Raw genomic sequence first — 20,179 nt, 5'->3', positions numbered from 1 at the left:
AGTCACTTTTTGCCCAAGGCCGTCCGCAAGGGCGGCTTTTGTGCGTTCGGCCACCCTGTCTTCGGCCCCTTTGTTTTATGCATGTCGTTATCCCGGAACCGCCGCACACTTCCGCGCGACATGCATAGCCGAAGATTCCTCCGCGGCCCCGTTGCACTTTCGTGACGCTGCGGTTATAAGCGCGCGTCCGAACTGACCGGCAGGGCATGCCGTGGCAGTTTCGAATGCTTGCGGAACGGTTCGTCGCCGATGCCGCAGATCAACAACAAACGCTCCCGCACCTTGTTGCGACGGCCGGAGAACCGGACTTCGCGAGGAGGGCTTTTTGATGAAGCGCGCAGGGAGGACAGAAGGAGTAGCAAAATGCCCAAGATGAAGACGAAGTCCGCTGCCAAGAAGCGGTTCAAGATCACCGCATCCGGCAAGGTCAAGGCGGCTGCCGCCGGCAAGCGCCATGGCATGATCAAGCGCACGAACAAGTTCATTCGCGATGCACGCGGCACGATGGTTCTCGCAGAACCCGATGGCCGCAAGGTCGTGAAGAACTATCTGCCGAACGGTCTCTGAGACTATTCCGGTAACGCGTTAGATTAAGGAGATCATGAAATGGCACGTGTAAAGAGAGGCGTCGCAGCCCACGCCAAGCATAAGAAGGTTCTGAAGCAGGCGAAGGGCTTCTACGGCCGCCGCAAGAACACCATCCGTACCGCCAAGGCCGCCGTCGATCGCGCCAAGCAGTACGCCTATCGCGACCGCAAGGTCAACAAGCGCAACTTCCGCGCCCTCTGGATTCAGCGTATCAACGCTGCCGTCCGCGAATTCGGCCTGACCTATGGCCGCTTCATCGACGGCCTGAACAAGGCCGGCATCGAAGTCGACCGTAAGGTTCTCTCCGACATGGCAATCCACGAGCCGGAAGCATTCGGCGCCCTGGTTGCTGCCGCCAAGAAGGCCCTTGAATATCTCAAGGAAACGGGCACAGCGAACGAGTTTGAAGGCGCGGTTCGGTAACCAGCGCTTCCCAGGCTCTATGCTCTATTGAATTTTGGGAAACCCGCGCTGGTTTGGGCTAGCGCGGGTTTTTCTTTCTCTATACTCCTTGCGCCCCGTCGGCGCTGCCTGCCTCCCGATCCCCCGCCTGATACTGGACGGAAAGAAGTGACAATGTCAGATATCGACCAGCTCAAATCCACCTTGCTTGCCGAAATTTCCGCCGCCGGTGATGAGCCCGCGCTCGAGGCCGTGCGCGTGTCCGCCCTCGGCAAAAAGGGCTCTGTCTCCGAACTCCTGAAGACGCTCGGCGCCATGACGCCGGAGGAGCGCCAGACGCGGGGGGCTGCGATCAACGCCCTGAAGAATGCGGTGACGGACGCCATTGCCGAGCGGAAGTCGGTGCTGAAAATGGCGGCGGTCAATGCCCGTCTGAAGGCTGAGACGGTCGATGTCAGCCTTCCGGTGCGCTCCTCGCCCGCCGAGCGCGGCCGCATCCATCCAATCAGCCAGATCGTCGACGAGATCACCGCGATCTTCGCCGATATGGGTTTCTCGATCGCCGAAGGTCCCGATATCGAGACCGACTACTACAATTTCACCGCGCTGAATTTTCCCGAAGGCCATCCGGCCCGCGAGATGCACGACACCTTCTTCTTCAATCCGGATGAGAACGGCGAGCGCAAGGTGCTGCGCACCCATACCTCGCCGGTGCAGGTGCGCACCATGGAAGCGCAGCAGCCGCCGATCCGCATCATCATTCCCGGCAAGACCTATCGCCAGGACTCGGATGCCACGCATTCGCCGATGTTCCATCAGGTCGAAGGCCTCGTCATCGACAAGAAGGCCAATGTCGCCAACATCCGCTGGGTGCTGGAAGAATTCTGCAAGACCTTCTTCGAGGTCGAAAGCGTGACGATGCGTTTCCGCCCGTCCTTCTTCCCCTTCACCGAGCCCTCCTTCGAGGTCGATATCCAGTGCGACCGCTCCGGCCCGATCGTCAAGTTCGGCGAAGGCACCGATTGGATGGAGATTCTCGGCTGCGGCATGGTCCACCCGAACGTGCTGCGCTATGGCGGGCTAGATCCGGACGAATATCTGGGTTTTGCCTGGGGCATGGGTCTCGATCGCATCGCCATGCTGAAATACGGCATGCCCGACCTGCGCGACTTCTTCAATGCCGACGTCCGCTGGATGACGCATTACGGCTTCCGCCCGCTCGACATGCCGACACTGTTCGGCGGTCTGAGCGCTTGAACGGAGATCTGGGACGATGAAATTCACGCTCTCCTGGCTGAAAGAACATCTCGAAACGGATGCCACGCTGGATGAAATCTGCGCCCGCCTCACCGAGATCGGGTTGGAAGTTGAAGATGTGGACGACAAAGCGGCGTTCAAGCCCTTCGTTATCGCCAAGGTCCTCTCGGCGGAAAAACATCCCCAGGCCGATCGCCTGAAGGTGCTGATGGTCGATACCGGAACCGGCGCGCCGGTACAGGTCGTCTGCGGCGCCCCGAATGCGCGCGCCGGCCTTGTCGGTGCCTTCGCCGCACCCGGCACCTACGTTCCCGGCATCGACGTCACGCTTGCCGTCGGCAATATTCGCGGCGTCGAAAGCCGCGGCATGATGTGCTCCGAAAAGGAGCTGCAGATCTCCGACAGTCATGACGGCATCATCGAACTGCCCGAGGATGCGCCGGTCGGCCAGAGTTACGCCGCCTATATCAATCTCGACGATCCGGTCATCGAGATCAACCTGACGCCGAACCGGCCGGATTGCACCTCCATCCACGGCATTGCCCGCGATCTTGCCGCCTCTGGTCTCGGCAGGCTGAAGATGCGCCCCGCGCCGTCCTTTGCCGTCGAAGGCGAGACGCCGGTCAAGCTGACCCTCGATCTCGATGATCCCAGGCTCTGCCCCGGTTTCGCGTTACGACTTGTGCGCGGCGTCAAGAACGGCCCGAGCCCGCGCTGGATGCAGCAGCGGCTCACAGCCATCGGCCTGCGCCCGATCAATGCGCTGGTTGACGTCACCAATTACATGACTTTCGATCAGGGCCGGCCGATCCATGTCTTCGATGCCGCCAAGATCAAGGGCAATCTAACTGTCCGCCGCGCGAGGGAAGGTGAGACCGTACTGGCGCTCGACCAGCGCGAATACAAGCTCGGCCCGAACAACGTCGTCATATCAGACGAGGACGGCATCGAATCGATCGGCGGCATCATGGGCGGCGAACATTCCGGCTGCGACGACAACACCGTCGACGTGCTGATCGAATCCGCTCTCTGGGACCCGATGAACATTGCCAAGTCGGGCCGCAGCCTCGGCATCATCACCGACGCACGCTACCGATTCGAACGCGGCGTCGATCCGGAATATATGGTTCCCGGTCTCGAACGCACGACCGAACTGGTGCTGGAACTCTGCGGCGGCACCGCTGCCAGGGCCGAGATTGTCGGTTATCGCGGCTACGAACCGAAGGTTGTCGATTTTCCCTATTCGGAGGTCAAGCGCCTGACGGGCCTCGAAGTCTCGAATGAGGAAAGCAACACGATCCTGGCGCGTCTCGGTTTTGTGGTCTCCGGCTCCGGCGAGCGCGTCTCCGTCGCCGTTCCCTCCTGGCGCCCGGATGTGGACGGCAAGGCCGATCTCGTCGAGGAGGTCATGCGCATCCACGGCGTCGACAATATCAAGCCGGCGCCCCTCGAAAGCCATGCCGCCGTCAACGGCAAGATCCTGACGACGCTGCAGATCCGCACCCGCACGGCGAAGCGGGCGCTCGCCGCACGCGGAATGCTGGAGGCCGTGACCTGGTCCTTCATTCCAGAGGATCAGGCAAAGCTGTTCGGCGGCGGTTCGCTGGCCCTCAAGCTTGCCAATCCGATCGCCGCTGAAATGTCGGACATGCGCCCGTCTTTGCTGCCGGGTCTGCTGACGGCGGCTCAGCGCAATGCCGATAAGGGTTACGCCGACGTCGCCATCTTCGAAGTCTCCGGCACCTATGAAAACGACCGGCCGGAAGGCCAGCGCCGCGTCGCCGGCGGCATCCGCCGCGGCACGGCATCGCTCGCCGGCGCCGGCCGCATGTGGTCCAATACAGCCAAGGGCGGTGGCAAGCCGGTCGACGTCTTCGACGCCAAGGCCGATGCGCTCGCCGTCATCGAAGCCTGCGGCCTGCCGATGGGCAATATCCAGATCGAGCAGGGCGGCCCCGAATGGTACCATCCCGGCCGCTCCGGCACGATCAAGATGGGGCCGAAGATCGTGCTCGGCTATTTCGGTGAATTCCATCCGCTGACGCTGGAAGCCCTCGATGTCTCCGGCGCTCTCTGCGGCTTCGAAGTCTATCTCGATGCCATGGCGGAGCCGAAAAAGAAGGCGACCCGCACCAAGCCGGCGCTCGATCTGTCGCCTTTCCAGGCCGTCAAGCGCGACTTCGCCTTCGTCGTCGACAAGACGGTGGAATCGGGCGCGATCGTCAAGGCTGCGACCGGCGCCGACCGTAAGCTCGTCACCGGCGTCACCGTCTTCGACATCTTCGAGGGCGCATCGGTCGGCGAGGGCAAGAAGTCGGTAGCGATCGAGGTCCAGATCCAGCCGGTCGATCGCACGCTGACGGACGAGGATTTCGAGGCGCTGACGCAGAAGATCGTGGCCAGCGTCACGAAATTCACCGGCGGCGTCCTCAGAAGCTGAGCTTCATCTGCAGAAGATAGATTGGACCGGTCGCGCGAGCGGCCGGTCTTTTCATGTGTGCAAATGATAGAGTTTGCTGACGATCACCCATCGGCCTTCGATCTTCAGCAGCGATAGATAGTCGGTGAAGCGCATTCCGGCGAAATCGTCGGTGACCTTCACGCTTGCCGCGTCACCCTCGACATCAACGTTCTGGATGTCCATGAAAGGCTGCGTGCCGGGAGGGGCCGGCTCCTCGGCCAGGATTGCGGCGATGAATTCGTCCCGCGTCAGCCATTCGACGGCATTCTGGTAATAGCCGATGATCGAGCTTTTCGGGTGGAAAGCCTTCTTCAAGGCTGCCGCATTGGCGAAAGCCATGCCTTCGACATAGAGGTGAACCGTCTGCTCGACTGCCTGTCTGTCCGACATGTTTCCATCCCGTTCTCCAAGATGGCGTTAGATAGTTTCGCCGGCCGCGAAGGCAAGCCCGACCTGTGCGACCGGCCGGGCTTGTCCGTTCTCAAATATTCGTCATGGCAAGCGAGGCATCCGAATAGCGCTTGCCCGCCACCTGTGCCGCTGGGATCGCCTCGCCGAGTTGATCGAGCTCCTCCGCGCTGAGCGTGATATCGGCAGCGGCGACGTTTTGTTCGAGGTGGTGAAGCTTGCGCGCGCCGGGGATCGGCACGATGTCGTCGCCCTGGTTCAGCACCCAGGCCAGTGCCAGCTGCGCCGCGGTCACGCCTTTTGCGGCGGCAAGCTTTTCGAGCGTTGCGACAAGCGCGGCATTGGCGTCGAAATTCTCCGCTTGGAAACGCGGTACCTGCCGGCGGAAATCGTCGTCGGCAAGGTCGTCGGCCTTGCGGATCGCTCCTGTCAGGAAACCGCGCCCGAGCGGGCTGTAGGGCACGAAGCCGATGCCGAGTTCGCGGCAGGTGGCAAGCACATCCTCTTCGGGATCGCGCGTCCACAGCGAATATTCGCTCTGAAGCGCTGCGATCGGATGGACCGCATGCGCGCGGCGGATCGTGGCGCTGCCGGCTTCCGAGAGGCCGAGGGCGCGGACTTTCCCTTCCTTCACAAGCTGGGCCATGGCACCGACCGTCTCCTCGATCGGCACGTTGGGGTCGACCCGGTGCTGGTAGAAGAGATCGATGGTCTCGATGCCCAAACGCTTCAGTGAGGCTTCGGCAACCGCACGCACATGTTCAGGACGGCTGTCGACACCGGCGATGGCGGCAGCGCCGGCCTGGCTGGTATCGATCTTGAAGCCGAATTTGGTGGCGATCACCACGCGCTCGCGGAAGGGCTTCAGCGCTCTTCCGAGAAGAACCTCGTTGGTGAAGGGACCATAGACTTCGGCCGTGTCGAAGAAGGTGACGCCGAGATCGACGGCGCGGTGCAGCGTCTTGACCGATTCCGCTTCGTCGCTGGCGCCATAGGCAAAGCTCATGCCCATGCAGCCGAGGCCGACGGCAGAGACCGTGAGATCGTTTCCGAGTTTTCTGGTTTTCATGATGCGCTCCTTTTCTGAGCTGACGTCGAACCGGTTGGGAGATCATTGCGGTACGGCCAGACTATATCGGCGCCGTATCAATCAAAAAATGCATGCAGTTTCTAACAACCTGTTCTATAATTTAGATCAATGAACAGAAGGCAACTCTCTCAACTCGCCGTTCTCGCCGCCGTCTCGGAACATCGCAGTTTCCGAGCCGCGGCCAAGGAACTGCTCGTCGCGCCGTCGGCGGTCAGCCACGCCATATCTAGCCTGGAGGAAAGTCTCGGCGTCAGGCTCCTGGCGCGCACGACCCGCAGTGTCGCGCCAACGGAGGAAGGCCGGCTGCTTCTCGAAAGGTTGCGTCCGGCGCTCGAGGAAATCGGTATCGCATTGGAGGCGGTCAACGATACGCGCGGCAAACCGGCCGGAAACCTGCGCATCACAGCGCCGCGCTTCGCCTCCGATATTCTGCTCGCCCCGCGCCTTGGCGATTTCCTCAATCTCTATCCCGATATCACGCTGGAGATCGCCAATGAGGACGGCTTCACCGATATCGTCAAGGAGGGTTTCGACGCGGGCATCCGGCTGGAGGAGAGCCTGGAGGCCGATATGATCGCCGTCAGAATCTCGCCCAATCTGACGACAGTGATTGCGGCCTCGCCCGAATATTTCGAACGCTATCCGAAGCCGCAGCACCCGCGCGATCTTGTCCATCATCGCTGCATCAAGCGACGCTTCACCAACGGCTCCATCTATCGTTGGGAATTCGAAAAGGACGGGCAGGAACTGATCGTCGCGGTCGACGGGCCGCTTGTCGTCAGCGAGGACCGGCTGGCCCTTCTTGCGGCGCTGAACGGCGCCGGTCTTGCCTATCTCTTCGATATGCGGGTGCATACTGAACTGTCGGCCGGCAGGCTGGTGCGGGTGCTGGAGGATTGGTGTGCGCCCTATCCCGGGCCGTTTGTCTATTATCCGAGCCGGCGGCAGATGCGGCCGGCGCTGCGCGCCTTTATCGATTTCTTCAGGTATGTGGAGAGGGATGCGGGCGGCCGGTGAGGGCCGCCGCTCGGTTTGCCTCGTTTCGTCAGGCGGCTTTTGCCTTCTGGTTTGCCGCCGTCGTGGCGAGCTTGGTAAGGATCTTGTCGGTGGCCGTTTCCTCCTGCAGCGTCTGGTCGAGCAGGGCGACGACATCCTTCAGGCCGATCGTTGCGGCCCAGGTCTTCAGTGTGCCGTAACGGGCGATTTCATAGTGCTCGACCGCCTGGGCGGCGGAGATCAGCCCGGCATCCAGCGCCGGTGTGCCCTTGAATTCTTCCATGATCTCTTCGCCCTCGGCGATAATGCCCTGGATCGCCTCGCAGGTCTTGCCCTGGGCGCGCTTGCCGATCTTTTCAAAAACCTGCTGCAGGCGCTCGACCTGGGCTTCGGTTTCCTCGAGATGCTTCTGGAAACCGGCCTTCAGTTCGGAGGACTGGGCGGCGCGCGCCATCTTCGGCAGGGCGCGCAATATCTGCCGCTCGGCAAAATAGATGTCCTTGAGCGTGTCGTAGAAGAGATCTTCCAACGTCTTTTCCTTGGCCATTTTCTCGATCCTTGTTTTGGGAAAGGCCGCGAACGCGGCGACACACTAAGAAGCAAAGATCGCGCAATTTGTTCCCGACCGATTTCGGGTGGACTGGAAAACCGCACCGGGCAATCATCCTGCCGCCGATGTGGAGGAAGAAAAGCTCATGCGAAAGCCGGGTTCGATGAAAGGTCTGGAGGATCTCGGCCGCGTACGGCTGTCGCAAAACTTCTTCTTCCGCGATTTCCTCCATTCCGAAATCGCCGATTTCTACCGCATTCCCAATATTCCTGAGAATCCCGACCTTGCGATCGAGGCCGGCAGAAGACTTTGCGACGATTTGCTGGAGCCGCTGCAGACGACGTTCGGACGCCTGCACATCCGCTCCGGCTATCGTTCGCCTGAGGTGAACAAGTTCGGCAACGAGAACAATCTCAACTGTTCGACCAATGCCGCCACATCAGCGGATCATATCTGGGACATGCTCGATTTCGATGGCTGCATGGGCGCGACCGCCTGCATCGTCGTGCCGTGGATGATTGATCATTACCGCGACGAAAGAGATTGGCAGCGACTTGCCTGGTGGATCCACGATCACCTCCCTTATGCCTCGCTTTGTTTTTTCCCCAAGCTCTGGGCCTTCAACATCCAGTGGCACGAACGGCCGAAGCGGGTGATCCAGAGTTATATCAGGCCGCGCGGCATCCTCACCAAGCAGGGCATGGCGAACTGGGAAGGCGACCATTCCGGATGGTATGAGGGATTTCCCGCACTCAGAAACTGATACGGTAGCGGATATGACCGTCGCTTTCGACATAGCTGTCGTAGAGCGCTCGAGCGGCCCTGTTTCCTTCGCTCGTATGCCAGTAAAGCCGCGACCAGCCCTTGGCCTTGCCGAGCGCGACGAGATCGTCCATCAGCGCCCGCCCGACGCCTTTTCCCCGTGCGTCGGAGTCGACGAACAGGTCTTCGAGGTAGCAGTCTCTACCGCGGATCCACGTGCCTTCATGGGTGAGATAGAGCGCAAATCCGATCACCCGGCCATCGACTTCGGCGACGCGCATCGCGATCGCCGAGGCGGGATCGAAGACCCGGCGCCACGTGTGATCGGTGATGTCGGCATCGACCGTCACTTCGTAAAAAGCCAGATAGGCCGCCCAGAGTTCACGCCAACGGGCTTCGTCCTCGGGGCTGGCATCGCGTATCGTTACGGTCATGGGCTTTCCTGTTTCAGGCACCGGCTTCGTCGAGCAGCGCCATTGCTTCTTCAGAAAGTGCAAGTGTCGCTGATTTCACCAGGCTTTCAAGCTGCGATAGACTGGTTGCGCTCGCGATCGGTGCCGTCACGCCCTTCTTGCGCAACAGCCAGGCGAGCGAGATTTCCGCGGGTTTGGCGCCGGTCTCGGCCGAAACCTGATCAAGCGCGGCGAGGATGCGCAGGCCCTTGGCATCGAGATATTGCGAAACCCGGCCTTCCCGAGCGCGGCCTTCCGTATCGGCCTTAGTGCGGTATTTGCCGGTGAGGAAGCCGGCCGCGAGGCTGAAATAGGTGATGACGCCGATGTCTTGCTTGATGCAGAGTTCGGCCAGTGGCCCCTCGAAGCTCGCGCGCTCGTAAAGATTATATTCCGGCTGCAGCACGTCGTATCGCGGCAGGCCGGCCTTCTCGGCTGCGTCGAACGACGCCTGCAGCAGATTCGCATCATAGTTCGAGCAGCCGATGGCGCGGACCTTGCCCTGCTGCTTCAGCTTGGCGAAGGCGCCGAGCGTTTCCTCGTGCGGCGTATCGGCATCCGGCCAGTGCGCGAGATAGAGATCGATATAGTCCGTCTGCAGCCGGCGCAGCGAATCCTCCACCGCCTTCAGGATGTATGCCTCCTTGAGGGTCTTTCCCTGTCCCATGTCCGAGCCGACTTTGGTAATGATAACGGCCTTGTCGCGGGAAATTCGCGCCTGCTTCAGCCACCGCCCGATGATCTCCTCGGAATCGCCGCCCTTGTTGCCGGGAACCCACGCGGAATAGACATCCGCCGTGTCGATGGTGTTGAGCCCCGCGTCGAAGAAAGCGTCGAGAATGGCGAAAGATGTTTTCTCGTCAGCCGTCCAGCCGAAGACATTGCCGCCGAAGACGATCGGCGACACCGAAAGACCTGTTTTCCCAAGCCGGCGCATGTTCATGACGCTCTCCAAAATGAATAATTTGATTGAAACCGCGGATACGGCAGGGCGCCGGCCCGGAGCATGATGCCGAAAAGTGCGAACGATTTTCGGAGTCATCATGCTTGTTGTTTCGCCTAACCTAGCGCGATCCGGGCGGGAGGGAAGCCAAGTTTCCGTGATTTCAGCTTGTGCCATTGCGCCGCAGCAGAGGCCTGCATATGGTTCGCGGAAAATCAGCTTTGGGAGATTGAATCATGTTGCGTTTCGGTATCATATCAACGGCGAAGATCGGCCGCGACAACGTCGTTCCAGCAATTCAGGACGCGGAAAACTGCGTCGTCACCGCAATCGCAAGCCGCGATCTCGCGCGCGCGAGAGAGATGGCCGACCGCTTTTCCGTGCCGCATGCCTTCGGCTCCTACGAGGAGATGCTCGCCTCCGACGTCATCGACGCTGTCTACATTCCGCTGCCGACCTCGCAGCACATCGAATGGGCGATCAAGGCGGCCGATGCCGGCAAGCATGTGCTCTGTGAGAAGCCGCTGGCATTGAAAGCAGCCGATATCGACGAGGTGATCGCCGCCCGCGACCGGAATCGGGTGGTGGTGACCGAAGCCTATATGGTCACCTATGCCCCCGTCTGGCAGAAGGTGCGTTCGCTGATCGCGGAGGGTGCGATCGGTTCGCTCCGGCATGTTCAGGGCGCCTTCACCTATTTCAACCGCGACCCCGCCAACATGCGCAATATTCCTGAACTCGGCGGCGGCGGCCTTCCCGATATCGGCGTCTACCCCGTCATGAGCACCCGCTTTTCCACCGGCAAGGAGCCGCTCCGGATCCAGGCGATCACCGAGCGCGATGCGGATTTCGGCACGGACATCTATTCGAGCGTCAAGGCTGATTTTGGCGATTTCGAGCTGAGTTTCTATGTCTCTACGCAGATGGCCAACCGCCAGGTCATGGTCTTCCATGGCACCGAAGGTTACATCGAGGTCAAGTCGCCCTTCAACGCCAATCGCTGGGGACCGGAAGAGATCGAACTGGCCGATCGCAGCCACAATGAATCGCGCATCTTCCGCTATCAGGACAGCCGCCAATACAGGCGCGAGGTCGAGGCCTTCGCTCGGGCGGTAAAGAACGGCAAGGAAGAGATCGTCACGCTCGAAAACTCGAAGCTGAACCAGAAGGTGATCGATGCGATCTACCGCGCCAGCGAGAAGGACGGCTGGGAGCCAGTCTGATCATTCCGCTCATTCCGGACGGAAGACGAAGCGCGAATAGCCGAAGAAGCTGAAGACCATCGAGGCGACGCTGGCGATCACCATGGCCGCCAGCGGCTGGAGCGTGGGCAGCGAAAGCAGCAGCGCAGAGTAAAGCCCGTAATTGACAAGCGCCGCCGTCACGCCGACCGAGCCGTAGCGGAAACCCTCGGCAGCAAGCGACCGCCCGGAACGATCGAAGGTGAAGCTGCGATTGAAGGCCCAGGTGGTCGCCATTGCCACCCCGATGGCGACGAGCCGCGCCAGAAATGGGCCGAGCGGCGTCAGATGGAGCAGCGCCGCCAGCATGCCGGCATCGACAAGGAAGCCGATGCCGCCGCCGATCGCGAAGCGGACGAGCTTTCTCATGCCGCATCCGCCTTTCCGGGACGTTCACGCGATGCCGGTTTTGCGTCGGCGAGCGGCGCCTTGGCCGCGCTGGCGGTCTCCAGGCTCATATAATGGATGCGAAGCTGCTCGGCCCGGGCCCGGGCCACGGAATCCAGGATGACGCCGGCGGTAAAAAGCATGAAGGAGATCATCATCAGCGCCATCGACAGCACCCAGGTCGGCATGCGGCTGACGAGGCCCGTGTCGAAATATTCCGCCAGGACCGGCGTCATGAAGCCGAGGCTCGTCAGCATGAAGGCGGCGCTGATCGCGCTGAAGAAGGCGAAGGGTCGCGTTTCCTTCATCAGCATCGCGAACATCCAGAGGATTTTTCCGCCGTCGCGGAACGTCGAAAGCTTGGAGTGCGAACCTTCCGGGCGGCGGCCATAATCGAGCTCCAGCTCGCTGACCGGAAGTTTCAGCCGGGAGGCATGCACCGACATCTCGGTTTCGATCTCGAAGCCGCCGGATACTGCCGGGAAGCTCTTGACGAAGCGGCGCGAGAAAGCGCGGTAGCCCGAAAAAATATCGGTGAAGTCGGGGCCGAAGATCGTCCGGTAGAGCAGGTTGAAAAGCCGGTTGCCAAGCGCATGGCCCTGACGGCCGGCGTCGGCATGCACGCCGCGCCGGGTTCCCACAACCATGTCGGCGCGTTCGGTCAGAAGCGTCCGCACCAGCTCCTCGGCATCGCCGGGTGCATAGGTTCCGTCGCCGTCGGCGATGATGTAGATGTCGGCCTCGATGTCGGCGAACATGCGGCGCACGACATGTCCCTTGCCTTGCCGCCGCTCGCGCACGACATGCGCTCCGGCCAGCATCGCCTGCAGCGCGGTGCCGTCGGTGGAATTATTGTCGTAGACGTGGATTGCGGCATCCGGCAGCGTCGCCCGGAAGCCCTGCACCACGGAGCCGATCGTCGCAGCTTCATTATAGCAGGGAAGCAGGACGGCAATGTCCGGGTGATGGGAACGCGTTCGGGCCATGACTCTACTCGTTACACTGAAAAGCCGCCAACAGCTTAAATCATGCAGCGTTAATAAGACCCTATGACCGAGGCAAAATCGGCTGCCTGCGCAAACGGCTTTACACTTTCTTGATCGGCGCCCGCTAAGGTTCGGCGATCTGGAAACGAGTTGCTAACCACGATGAATGCCGTGCAGCCGATCGCCAATGCGTCGACCGTGACCGCCGCCCGCAGGAGCCGGCTCGGGGCGCTGCTGACGCGTCTCTGGCCCGCCGTCATCGCCTATAGTGTCATCCTCGCCGCCGTCATCCTTGTTACCAAGCTCTCCGGCGCCACGGATTATGTCGGTCCCGACAATGACGATGGCATGCGTCTCGTCGAGGTTCGCGATTTTCTTGCCGGTCAGGGCTGGTTCGATCTGATGCAATATCGTCTCGGCCTCGCCGGCGGTACGCTGATGCATTGGTCGCGTTTAATCGATCTGCCGATCGCTTCGCTGATCTGGTTCTTCGACCTGTTTGCGCCGCGTGAAACCGCCGAGGCGCTGGCGTTGGCCGTCTGGCCCGTATCGCTCATCTTTCCTGCCATGCTCGCCATGGGCGTTGCCGGCCGGCGGATCGGCGGCATTGCGGGTATGCATATCGCCCTCGGTCTCACTGCACCGGCGATCTACATCGGAAACCGCTTCGCCCCTGGCGCCATCGATCATCACAATGCGCAGCTGGCGCTGGTCGCGACGATGGTGGCCATGCTCATGGATCCCGCGCGTCGCGGTTGGAGCTACGCGGTCGCCGGCGTTGCGGCGGCTGTCGCCATCGCCATCGGCGCCGAGACCACTCCTTTCGTCGCTGCCGTCTGCCTCACGGTCGCGCTGCTCTGGGCATGGGAAGGCGAGAATTTTTGCGCTGCGGCCCGGGCCTTCGGGCTGTCGCTGACGATTGCGATCAACATTCTTTTCTTCGCAACGGTTCCGCCCCGGCTCTATTCGATGGTTACCTGCGATAATCTCTCGCTCGGCTACTACAGTCTGGCGGCGATCGGCAGCGGCCTCCTGTTGTTTTCGGCCATTTTTGCGAGCGGCTTGCGTCGACCCTTGCGCTTTATCGCGCTCGCCTTTGTCGGCGCCGGCGTTTTTGGTGCGGCGATCGTCATCGCACCGCAATGCCTGAGCGATCCGTTGGGCAGTCTCGATCCGATGCTGGTCGAACTCTGGCTGCGCCATATTTCAGAAGCCCAGTCGCTCCTGGCGCTGGCGCGCACCGATCCCACCTTGGTCGGAGCCTTCTATGCGGCAGGTCTGCTCGGCATTGCCGTCTGCATCTTTCGCCTCATTCAGAGCGATCGCGTGCAGATCCACCTTATCCTGCTCTTCCTGCTTGCCACGAGCTGGGCGATCGCGCTGGTCCAGGTGCGCGGCTCTTCCTTCTCGAACCTGCTTTCGATCCTGCCGCTCGCCCTGCTGATTATCGATGTCAGGCGCATCTCCAACAGCGACAGCGAGAATGTCGCTGCCGCCCTTGTCTATGTGACGAGTGTTCTCGCAAGCGTTCCGGCGGTCTGGGCCGTCGGCGGCGGGCTTGTTTCAATGCAGATGGAGAACGATGCGCAGAACAAAGCGGCGGAGCCGGCAAAAGCGCTTTCCTGCACATCGAAAGAGGCGCTGGCACCGCTTGGCGAACTACCGCCCGGCCTGGTCTCCGCGCCATCGGAAATGGGTGTGCCGATCCTCCGATTCACTCAAAATCGGGTTCTCGCCGCCCCCTATCACCGAGATCAGGGCGGCATGCTGACGGAAATGCATATCGGCCTGGCAAAGCCGCAGGAGGCGGAAGCCTTTTTGAAGGGAGCCGGTGTGACGGCGCTTGCTTTCTGCCCGAAGGACCTGCAGACGCGCGAACTTGCCAAAATGAAGCCGGATGGGCTCTATGCCGAACTCGGCAAGGGGAATATTCCGCCCTATCTGGAACCACTTGCAAAAGTGCCGGATACGGGCGTCCAGTTCTTCCGCTACCGGCCGACGGCGAATTGACGCCGGCAGCCTTTATGTTGCGCTGACGTCAGTGAGACGTGCGGACGGCCCGCAGACGGTCGCTGGCATAAAGCCCGAGCACAAAGAGGATAAGACCGCCATTATAGCCGAGAATGGCATAAACAAGCGCCAGAAGTGACACTGGCCCCGGCGAGGTTATCGCCGCCAGGGTGAAGCTCATTCCGATCAACGCGGCCACCAACGCGATCCCGGCGGCCGAGCGCATTAACCCGGCGCTGATGCCCAATGCTGCTGCTGTGAGAATAATCATTTCAGCACCTTCCCAGAGAGAACGAGGGGAAGAATAGGAAGCGCCAACTAACAAAGATTTACCGGCTCTCTCGGCTGAAAATCCTTTGTATTGCGGTGGTTAGCAATCCCTTTCGGGTAAAACGCGCTTTTTATCTATGCGTTCCGCGGCGAAGGGGATTTTCCCGTTTTTCTTGTCATTTTTTTCTGCTGCAACGACCGCATGCACGCAATGCCCATAGCATGAGTCTTGATAGAACGGCGTCGACTCTGCCACGCTAACGGTTCAGCCGCCGGGAAAACGGGTCTCTCCGGCGGTCGCGGACCTTCCTGTTTCCCGCCAATGGAAATAGAAAGGAGGGATGAGCAACCTCTTCGACAGCGATTCGCCGACCAACCTTGCCGAATATTCGGTTTCGGAGCTTTCCGGCTCGATCAAGCGCACCGTCGAAACCGCCTTCGATCAGGTTCGCGTGCGCGGGGAAATATCCGGTTATCGCGGTCCGCACTCCTCCGGCCACGCTTATTTCGCACTGAAGGATGATCGCGCCCGCATCGACGCCGTGATCTGGAAGGGCACGTTCTCGCGGCTGAAGTTCCGCCCGGAGGAAGGCATGGAGGTGATCGCCACCGGCAAGGTCACCACTTTTCCGGGCTCCTCAAAATATCAGATCGTCATCGAGACGCTGGAGCCGGCAGGCGCCGGCGCGCTGATGGCGCTGATCGAGGAGCGCAAGCGCAGGCTCGGCGCCGAGGGTTTGTTCGACGCCGCCCGCAAGAAGCGGCTGCCCTTCATGCCACATGTGATCGGCGTCGTCACTTCGCCGACCGGCGCCGTCATCCGCGATATCCTTCACCGCATCTCCGATCGGTTTCCCGTGCATGTCCTCGTCTGGCCGGTGAAGGTCCAGGGGGAGGGATCCGGCGAGGAGGTGGCGAACGCCATCCGCGGCTTCAACGCGCTGGGGCCCGCCGGCGCCATCCCCCGCCCGGATGTGCTGATCGTCGCGCGCGGCGGCGGCAGCCTGGAAGATCTCTGGAGTTTCAACGACGAGATCGTCGTGCGCGCCGCTGCCGAAAGCCGCATACCGCTGATCTCGGCCGTCGGCCACGAGACCGACTGGACGCTGATCGACTATGCCGCCGATGTCCGCGCTCCGACCCCGACGGGGGCGGCGGAAATGGCCGTGCCCGTCAAGGCGGAGCTCGAGGCGCAGGCTGCGGCGCTTGCCGCCCGCCTGCAGGGCTGCATGAACCGGCAGATGGATCAGCGCCGCCAGTCCGTCCGTAGTCTGATGCGGGCATTGCCCTCGCTCGATCAGCTTCTCGCCTTGCCGCGCCGCCGTTTCGATGAAGCGGCCGTCGGTCTTGGCCGCGGGCTGGAACTCAACACCATCAACAAGCGTCGCGGCTTCGAGCGTATGGCCTCGCATCTGCGCCCCGATGTGCTCTCCAATCGCATCGCCGAGCGACGCCAGCTTCTGAGCGAGCGCATGGCGCGGGCCGAGCGCACAATCGAGCGTCTGCTCGATCGCTCGAAATCCCGCATTGACCGCGCCGAGGCCATCCTCGCTTCGCTGCCGGCGCGGCTGAAGACCCAGACAGACCGCAGTCGTGAGCGGCTCGGCAACCTTTCGCGCCATGCCGATACGGCGATCCGCCATCAGCTGACGCGCGCCCGCGCCGAACTTTCCGCTCAGGACCGCGTGCTGCAGTCGCTCTCCTACAAGAATGTGCTGAAGCGCGGCTACGCCGTCATTCGCGATGAGGACAACAGGCCGGTTTCGCAGGCGGCGGCACTCTCCCCCGGCATGGGCATCGCCATAGAATTTGCCGACGGCCGGGTCGGCGCCATGACCACAGAAGGCGGCGTACCGCCCGCCGGGGCGAAGAAGCGGGGCGCGAAACCTGCCGAGACGCCGAAGCAAGGAAGCTTGTTCTGACGATGCGGATCCTGCTGGTGCTTGCCCATCCGCTGCCGGAAAGTTTCGCCGCCTCGGTGGCGCGCACGGCGCGCGAGGTACTGGAAGCATCCGGGCATGTTGTCGATCTCATCGATCTCTACGCTGAGGATTTTGATCCGCGCCTTTCCGAAGCCGAGCGCCGCGGTTACTTCGATATGCCCTACGACACTTCGGCCGTTGCCGGCATCGTTGGCCGCCTGAAGGCGGCTGAAGGTCTCGTCCTCGTCTTTCCGCAATGGTGGTTCAATTTTCCAGCCGTGCTGAAAGGGTTCTTCGATCGCATCTTCGCGCCCGGCGTGGCCTTCACGCACGATGCCGCCGGCGGCCGCATCGTGCCCGAGCTTACCAATATCCGGCTGCTCTATGCGTTGACGACGACGGGCTCGCCCTGGTGGCTGGTGCATCTTTATATGGGCGATCCCGTCCGCCGCCTGCTGAAGCGCGGCATTGCCGCATTCTGCGCGAAGAAGCTCGTCTTCCGAATGCTGAGCCTGCACGACATGGACCGCGCGACTGATGCCAGGCGCAAGGCGCATTTGGAGCGCGTCCGTAAGTTGCTCGCCGCAGTCTGACTATTCGAAGTCCGACAGGAACTTCTTGAGCAACCGGTCGAACGTGGCCCTTTCCTCGGGTGTCAGATTGCACGTCAGCCGCTGCTGATTGGCGACATGGGCGCCGACCGCCTCTTCGACGGTCGCAAGTCCCTTGTCGGTCAGCGCAATCAGCACGCTGCGCCTGTCCTGCGGATTGACGATGCGCTCGACGAATCCCGCTTTCTCCAACTGGTCGATCCGGTTCGTCATCGTGCCGGAGCTCACCATCGTCATCTCCAGAAGCTCGCCCGGCGAAAGCCGGTGCGGCGCGCCTGAACGGCGAAGTGTGGCTAGGACGTCGAAGGCCGGCGTGGAAAGCCCGTGCTTCATGAGCACGGCTTCGACCTCGCGGCCGAGATGGGTGCCGAGGCGCTTCAGGCGCCCGAGGATGCCCATCGGTTCGACGTCGAGGTCGGGCCGCTCGCGCCTCCATTGCGCCAGGACTCGGTCGACGTGATCTTGCTTCTCTTCACTCATGTCACATCGATAGCAGTGGATATCTTGACGTCAAGATAAAATGGACTATGCTGAATTTATCTTGATATAGAGATTCTTGATATGAAGACAAATTCCCGCCATATCGCCGACGTGTTGACGACCGCTATCGCCCCCGCCATCTGGGGCAGCACCTATTTCGTCACGACGTCCTTCCTGCCCCAGGGGTATCCGCTGTCTGTCGCCATGCTGCGTGCTTTGCCGGCCGGCCTGCTTCTCCTGCTCATTGTCCGGAAGCTGCCGACGGGGGTCTGGTGGGGCCGCGCCTTCATTCTCGGCGCGCTGAACTTCTCGTTCTTCTGGACAATGCTCTTTGTTTCGGCCTATCGCCTGCCGGGCGGCGTCGCGGCCACGGTCGGCGCCGTTCAGCCGCTGATTGTCATCGCCTTGTCGCGCCTATTCCTCGGCAAGCCGATCCGCTTCCTTGCCGTCGTCGCCGGCCTGATCGGTATGGCAGGCGTCGCGCTGCTGGTGCTGACGCCGAATGCGGCGCTCGATCCTCTGGGCGTTGCGGCTGGCCTTGCCGGCGCCGTCTCCATGGCCTTCGGCACCGTGCTGACCCGTCACTGGCAGCCGCCTGTTTCCAGCCTTACCTTTACGTCATGGCAATTGACCGCGGGCGGTATCCTGCTCGTGCCCGTCGCCTTGCTGCTTGAGCCGGCGCTACCGGTGCCGACGGCCGCCAATATTCTCGGAATCGCCTGGCTTGGCCTGATCGGAGCGGCCTTTACCTATCTGCTGTGGTTTCGCGGTCTGTCCCGCATCGAGCCCTCGGCTGCGGCGTCGCTCGGCTTCCTGAGCCCCGTCGTTGCCACTCTTCTCGGCTGGCTGGCGCTCGGCGAGAGCCTGACGCCGGCGCAGCTTGCCGGCTTCGCCATGGTCCTTGCCAGCGTCTGGCTCAGCCAGCGCACGGTGATGCCGCTCAGGCCCACTCGCCCTGCCGCATCACCGGAACCCGCCCACCGTCCGGTGTGATGCCGTCGATATCGACCTTGTCGGAGCCGATCATCCAGTCGATGTGGATCAGGCTGGAATTGCCGCCCTGCGCCTTGATCTGCTCCTGGCTCAGTGAAGCGCCATCGAGGAAGCACTTGGAATAGCACTGGCCGAGCGCGATGTGGCAGGAGGCGTTTTCGTCGAACAGCGTGTTGTAGAACAGAATGCCGCTCGCTGAGATCGGCGAGGAATGCGGCACGAGCGCCACTTCGCCGAGCCGGCGCGCGCCCTCGTCGGTATCAAGCACCTTATTCAACACTTCTTCGCCGCGTGACGCCTTGGCTTCGACGATCCGCCCACCCTCGAAGCGCACCTGGATATTGTCGATCAGCGTGCCCTGGTGCGAGAGCGGTTTGGTGCTCGAGACATGGCCTTCGACCCGCAAAGCATGCGGCGTCGTGAACACCTCTTCAGTCGGAATATTCGGATTGCAGGTAATGCCGTTCTTGGCGGTGGAGGCGCCGCCATGCCACTCATGCCCGTCGGCAAGACCGACCGTCAGATCGGTGCCCGGCCCCTTGAAATGCAGCGAGGCAAAACGCTCGCCGTTCAGCCAGGCTGAGCGCTTGGCGAGATTGGCATTGTGCTCCGCCCAGGCGGCGACGGGGTCGCTGACATCGACGCGCGAGGCGGCAAAGATCGCCTTGGCGAGCTTGGCGATTGCGATCGGTTCCGGGTCGTCGGGGAAGACCACCTTGGCCCAGGAGGGGTTGGGATAGGAGACGATGTTCCAGTTGATGTCAAAATTCGAGATCTTTTCCAAGGCCGGCTTATAGGCGGTTGATGTGGCGCGATTGGCGCGGCCGACCTTGCCGGCCTCCTGCTCGGAAAGCAGCATTGGATTGTCGCCGGCGACCGCCAGACGGGCCGCCCCGTTGGCATAGGCCTTGGCCATGCCCTCGTAGAGCCAGTCGGAGGCGCGGTCGAAGCTCTCGTCGCTGCCGTACTGATAACGCGCCAGCGTCGTTTCCTCGTCGGAGTAGAAGGTGCTTACCAGACCGGCGCCGGCCTGATACGCGTGTTTGGTGATCAGGCGAACAAGCGGCAGCGCCACAACAGGCGCGGTGATCACCAGGTCCTGGCCCTTCTGCAGCTGCAGCCCGACCTTGACGGCGACTTCCGCAAGCTTATCGAGCTTGACGGGATCAACGGTGTTCTGGCTCTGGGGCATGAAAGTCATGGTTCAACCTGCCTTCTGTCATCGACGCTAGAGCAATTCCAGGAAAAGTGCGAAGCGGTTTTCTCAGGCAAAGCGCGAAGCGCTTTTGCCGGGAATTGCGTAATTCAAAAGATTAGAGCGATTCTGCGCTTCCGTGAAAAGCTGAACCGGTCCAGGAGGCTGAAAGACT

21 protein-coding genes are annotated in these 20,179 nt (G+C 61.7%); 11 read left to right on the top strand and 10 right to left on the bottom strand.

Annotation, left to right across the window (positions count from 1 at the left end; all coding sequences use genetic code 11):
* Window positions 1–363: 363 nt before the first annotated feature.
* The 4 genes from rpmI (at window position 364) to pheT (ending at window position 4,687) form a co-directional block, all read left to right on the top strand.
* Window positions 364–567: a 50S ribosomal protein L35 gene (gene rpmI / locus AC13QO_RS00880; protein ID WP_011423646.1), complete on the top strand. Its 204-nt coding sequence runs from the start codon at window positions 364–366 to the stop codon at window positions 565–567.
* Between the two features lie 39 nt (window positions 568–606).
* Window positions 607–1,011, top strand: coding sequence for a 50S ribosomal protein L20 (gene rplT / locus AC13QO_RS00875; RefSeq protein WP_064693455.1), 405 nt, complete (start codon window positions 607–609; stop codon window positions 1,009–1,011).
* A 153-nt stretch (window positions 1,012–1,164) separates the two neighbouring features.
* Window positions 1,165–2,247 (top strand): phenylalanine--tRNA ligase subunit alpha, encoded by a 1,083-nt coding sequence (pheS, locus tag AC13QO_RS00870; RefSeq protein WP_488539698.1) that lies wholly within the window; start codon window positions 1,165–1,167, stop codon window positions 2,245–2,247.
* 16 nt (window positions 2,248–2,263) lie between these two features.
* Window positions 2,264–4,687: a phenylalanine--tRNA ligase subunit beta gene (pheT, locus tag AC13QO_RS00865; protein WP_085776625.1), complete on the top strand. Its 2,424-nt coding sequence runs from the start codon at window positions 2,264–2,266 to the stop codon at window positions 4,685–4,687.
* Between the two features lie 51 nt (window positions 4,688–4,738).
* Here the strand turns inward: pheT and AC13QO_RS00860 are convergent, their stop codons facing one another.
* Together AC13QO_RS00860 and AC13QO_RS00855 are read right to left on the bottom strand one after the other, a co-directional pair.
* Window positions 4,739–5,098 (bottom strand): nuclear transport factor 2 family protein, encoded by a 360-nt coding sequence (locus AC13QO_RS00860; RefSeq protein ID WP_011423650.1) that lies wholly within the window; start codon window positions 5,096–5,098, stop codon window positions 4,739–4,741.
* Between the two features lie 91 nt (window positions 5,099–5,189).
* Window positions 5,190–6,185, bottom strand: a complete 996-nt coding sequence (locus tag AC13QO_RS00855; protein ID WP_488539697.1) for an aldo/keto reductase — start codon at window positions 6,183–6,185, stop codon at window positions 5,190–5,192.
* A gap of 129 nt (window positions 6,186–6,314) precedes the next feature.
* On the opposite strand from AC13QO_RS00855, the gene AC13QO_RS00850 reads away from it, so the two are divergent.
* On the top strand, window positions 6,315–7,223 hold the full coding sequence (locus AC13QO_RS00850; RefSeq protein WP_183700665.1) for a LysR family transcriptional regulator: 909 nt from the start codon (window positions 6,315–6,317) through the stop codon (window positions 7,221–7,223).
* A gap of 28 nt (window positions 7,224–7,251) precedes the next feature.
* Here AC13QO_RS00850 and AC13QO_RS00845 read toward each other — a convergent pair whose 3' ends face one another.
* Complete coding sequence (locus tag AC13QO_RS00845; protein WP_085776628.1) at window positions 7,252–7,749, bottom strand: YciE/YciF ferroxidase family protein; 498 nt, start codon at window positions 7,747–7,749, stop codon at window positions 7,252–7,254.
* Between the two features lie 148 nt (window positions 7,750–7,897).
* Between AC13QO_RS00845 and AC13QO_RS00840 the strand changes: the two genes are divergently transcribed.
* Window positions 7,898–8,515, top strand: a complete 618-nt coding sequence (locus AC13QO_RS00840) for a hypothetical protein (RefSeq protein ID WP_085779928.1) — start codon at window positions 7,898–7,900, stop codon at window positions 8,513–8,515.
* On the opposite strand, the gene AC13QO_RS00835 is transcribed toward AC13QO_RS00840, so the two are convergent.
* Window positions 8,505–8,948 carry a GNAT family N-acetyltransferase gene (locus AC13QO_RS00835; protein WP_285191982.1) on the bottom strand — a complete coding sequence of 148 codons (444 nt, stop codon included), beginning with the start codon at window positions 8,946–8,948 and terminating at the stop codon, window positions 8,505–8,507. The two genes, AC13QO_RS00840 and AC13QO_RS00835, sit on opposite strands and share 11 nt — an antisense overlap.
* Window positions 8,949–8,961: 13 nt before the next feature.
* Entirely contained in the window at window positions 8,962–9,909 is a 948-nt protein-coding gene (locus tag AC13QO_RS00830) for an aldo/keto reductase (RefSeq protein WP_285191981.1), read from the bottom strand.
* A gap of 236 nt (window positions 9,910–10,145) precedes the next feature.
* On the opposite strand from AC13QO_RS00830, the gene AC13QO_RS00825 reads away from it, so the two are divergent.
* Complete coding sequence (locus AC13QO_RS00825; RefSeq protein WP_221127898.1) at window positions 10,146–11,132, top strand: Gfo/Idh/MocA family protein; 987 nt, start codon at window positions 10,146–10,148, stop codon at window positions 11,130–11,132.
* Between the two features lie 9 nt (window positions 11,133–11,141).
* Here AC13QO_RS00825 and AC13QO_RS00820 read toward each other — a convergent pair whose 3' ends face one another.
* Both AC13QO_RS00820 and AC13QO_RS00815 read right to left on the bottom strand, forming a co-directional pair.
* Window positions 11,142–11,519 (bottom strand): GtrA family protein, encoded by a 378-nt coding sequence (locus AC13QO_RS00820; RefSeq protein ID WP_097599529.1) that lies wholly within the window; start codon window positions 11,517–11,519, stop codon window positions 11,142–11,144.
* Window positions 11,516–12,523, bottom strand: coding sequence for a glycosyltransferase (locus AC13QO_RS00815; protein ID WP_285191980.1), 1,008 nt, complete (start codon window positions 12,521–12,523; stop codon window positions 11,516–11,518). Before AC13QO_RS00815 ends, AC13QO_RS00820 begins: the two co-directional genes overlap by 4 nt.
* A gap of 162 nt (window positions 12,524–12,685) precedes the next feature.
* Between AC13QO_RS00815 and AC13QO_RS00810 the strand changes: the two genes are divergently transcribed.
* On the top strand, window positions 12,686–14,533 hold the full coding sequence (locus AC13QO_RS00810) for a hypothetical protein (RefSeq protein WP_285192130.1): 1,848 nt from the start codon (window positions 12,686–12,688) through the stop codon (window positions 14,531–14,533).
* Between the two features lie 28 nt (window positions 14,534–14,561).
* On the opposite strand, the gene AC13QO_RS00805 is transcribed toward AC13QO_RS00810, so the two are convergent.
* Complete coding sequence (locus tag AC13QO_RS00805) at window positions 14,562–14,804, bottom strand: hypothetical protein (RefSeq protein ID WP_020920162.1); 243 nt, start codon at window positions 14,802–14,804, stop codon at window positions 14,562–14,564.
* 340 nt (window positions 14,805–15,144) lie between these two features.
* Between AC13QO_RS00805 and xseA the strand changes: the two genes are divergently transcribed.
* Window positions 15,145–16,725, top strand: coding sequence for an exodeoxyribonuclease VII large subunit (gene xseA, locus AC13QO_RS00800; protein WP_488539696.1), 1,581 nt, complete (start codon window positions 15,145–15,147; stop codon window positions 16,723–16,725).
* 2 nt (window positions 16,726–16,727) lie between these two features.
* Window positions 16,728–17,318: an NAD(P)H-dependent oxidoreductase gene (locus AC13QO_RS00795; protein ID WP_488539695.1), complete on the top strand. Its 591-nt coding sequence runs from the start codon at window positions 16,728–16,730 to the stop codon at window positions 17,316–17,318.
* Here AC13QO_RS00795 and AC13QO_RS00790 read toward each other — a convergent pair whose 3' ends face one another.
* Window positions 17,319–17,816 carry a MarR family winged helix-turn-helix transcriptional regulator gene (locus AC13QO_RS00790; protein ID WP_488539694.1) on the bottom strand — a complete coding sequence of 166 codons (498 nt, stop codon included), beginning with the start codon at window positions 17,814–17,816 and terminating at the stop codon, window positions 17,319–17,321.
* 81 nt (window positions 17,817–17,897) lie between these two features.
* On the opposite strand from AC13QO_RS00790, the gene AC13QO_RS00785 reads away from it, so the two are divergent.
* Entirely contained in the window at window positions 17,898–18,809 is a 912-nt protein-coding gene (locus tag AC13QO_RS00785) for an EamA family transporter (RefSeq protein WP_285191975.1), read from the top strand.
* Here the strand turns inward: AC13QO_RS00785 and AC13QO_RS00780 are convergent.
* On the bottom strand, window positions 18,757–20,010 hold the full coding sequence (locus tag AC13QO_RS00780; RefSeq protein ID WP_488539693.1) for an aminopeptidase: 1,254 nt from the start codon (window positions 20,008–20,010) through the stop codon (window positions 18,757–18,759). The two genes, AC13QO_RS00785 and AC13QO_RS00780, sit on opposite strands and share 53 nt — an antisense overlap.
* Between the last annotated feature and the right edge of the window lie 169 nt (window positions 20,011–20,179).

The sequence above is a fragment of the Rhizobium sp. CNPSo 3670 genome (genome assembly GCF_057784555.1).
This window is presented reverse-complemented; position numbering and strand designations above follow the sequence as displayed.